This is a genomic window from Thalassospira sp. UBA1131, from assembly GCF_002311515.1.
Classification (GTDB): domain Bacteria; phylum Pseudomonadota; class Alphaproteobacteria; order Rhodospirillales; family Thalassospiraceae; genus Thalassospira.
In genome coordinates, this window is record NZ_DCAO01000108.1 from 2,132 (window position 1) to 4,062 (window position 1,931).

The window sequence follows — 1,931 nt, forward strand, 5'->3', positions numbered from 1 at the left end:
TAGGTCAGTTCAAGTTCCGGGGCCTTGACGGATTTGGCACTTTCGACGTCCGCTGGCGGTGCAAGATAGATCAGGGTGAAACTGCCCTGCTCGCTCTCGATCCGGCGGGTCTCTTTCATGCCAAGAAGGTCGCAATAGAATTTCATCGACTCATCGACATTCTCGACACGTACCATCGTGTGCAGGTAGCGCATAACACTGTCTCCGTTTTCAATTAATCAATGCGAAGAAACTAATTGCAATGCGGACTTGATGCCACCCGTAACAGACTATTTTTTGGCGATGATTCTCAAAATCTGCTCGGCAGCCTTTTCGCTGGGCGGTCTGTCGCCAAATCCCAGCAAGGTGCAGGCTTTATCAAAACCATCGATCTGTGCGGCCCGTTCCGGGCTGTCAGCCATCAGGATTTCAAGAACCGGAATGATCTTTTTGGCTTTGCATTTATCCTGCAGGAATTCCGGGATCAGTTTTGTGCCCAGCACCAGATTAACAATGGTGACGGTATCAATCTTGATCAGGCGTTTGGCAATCCAGCCGGTAACTGCATTGACCTGATAGGCAATGACATGCGGCACACCGGCAATTGCGAGCTCCAGCGAGACGGTGCCTGAGGCCGCCAGCGCACAGTCGGCCGCCGAAAACGCATCATGGCGTTCCTGATCGGTTGCGACAATAATCGGATCGAGTGGCCAGGATTTCATTTCTTCGGTGACGGTGTCGACGACCTTGCTGACCGTTGGCACGACGATGCGTGCATCGGGGTATTTGGTGGCAACATCATCAATGACCTTGCGAAATACCGGCAGGAGGCGTTTGACTTCGGAATTACGGCTTCCGGGCAGAACGGCCAGAAGCTTTTGGTTCGGAGTCAGGCCATGTTGGGTGCGAAACCGCTCACCATCACCGTCATGGCGTTCTTCGACCGCTGAGTGGCCGATAAAGGTGGTTGGCAGGCCTTCTTTCTCGAAATAGGGCGGTTCAAACGGCAAAAGTGCGAGAAGATGATCGAGGAAACCCGCAATCTTCTTTGCTCGGCCTTCGCGCCATGCCCAGACCGAGGGGGCGACATAGTGCACCAGCGGGATGCCCTTGCCTTTCAGCTTCTTGCCGACCCGAAAGCTGAAGTCCGGGGCATCGATGGTAATCACGACATCGGGTTTCTCGGATTCGGCGAAGTCCGCGGTTTGGGAAATGCGTTTGAGCAAGTGTGGAATATGCGGCACGACCTCTGTCAGGCCCATGACCGACATTTCGTTCATCGGAAACAGGCTGTTGAGGCCTTCACGTTCCATGCGCGGGCCACCGACACCGATAAAGCGAATATGATCCTGCTTGGCCTTAAGGGCCGCCATCAGGCGCCCACCAAGTTGATCCCCGGATGCCTCGCCAGCCACAAGCATGATTTTCGGGCCAAGCGGCGCGGTTTCACTCGCCATTTTGGCATTCCTCGTCCGGGAGGGCCAGACCAACGACAAACAGCCCCAGCGCATCAGCGCGCGCAATCACCGCAGCACGATCAATAATCATGGTGCCACCGGCAAGCAATGCAATGCCTCGCAGGCCAGCCTTATGGGCCTCTTCGATGGTTTTCATGCCGATGGCCGGGAGATCAAGGCGTTTGTCCTGTTGCGGCTTGGCGGACTTTACCAGCACCCCGCCAACACCATCACGGCGGTATTTGGCGGAACGGCGCACCATTTCGTCCGTGCCTTCGATCGCCTCAAGGGCGAGAACCAGCCCCTGTTGCACGACACATCCCTGCCCGACATCAGCCTGCCCCAGTGTTCGGGCGACTGACAGGCCATGACGGGCATCGGTCATTGCCTGTTCATCGGGATTGACAGCTCCAAGAACGCCTTCCTCAACCGCGAGATCGCCAAGAATTTCATGGGCGCCCAAAAGTCGGAAGCCTTCGCGTTCGAGCTCTTTAC

3 protein-coding genes are annotated in these 1,931 nt (G+C 56.0%); all 3 read right to left on the minus strand.

Going from position 1 to position 1,931, the window contains the following annotated elements; translation table 11 throughout:
* Positions 1–194 (minus strand): VOC family protein (locus B3Z49_RS17720; protein ID WP_296993260.1); only part of this gene is annotated, 194 nt, incomplete at its 3' end.
* A 75-nt stretch (positions 195–269) separates the two neighbouring features.
* Positions 270–1,436 (minus strand): lipid-A-disaccharide synthase, encoded by a 1,167-nt coding sequence (lpxB, locus tag B3Z49_RS17725; protein ID WP_296993261.1) that lies wholly within the window; start codon positions 1,434–1,436, stop codon positions 270–272.
* Positions 1,426–1,931, minus strand: a 506-nt coding sequence (locus B3Z49_RS17730) for an LpxI family protein (RefSeq protein ID WP_296993262.1), incomplete at its 5' end; no start/stop codon positions are given. The genes B3Z49_RS17730 and lpxB, both read right to left, overlap by 11 nt.

Bases quoted from the DNA above. Each gene is read 5' to 3' on its own strand.
- lpxB (WP_296993261.1), bottom strand. From the start codon at position 1,436: ATGGCGAGTGAAACCGCGCCGCTTGGCCCGAAAATCATGCTTGTGGCT.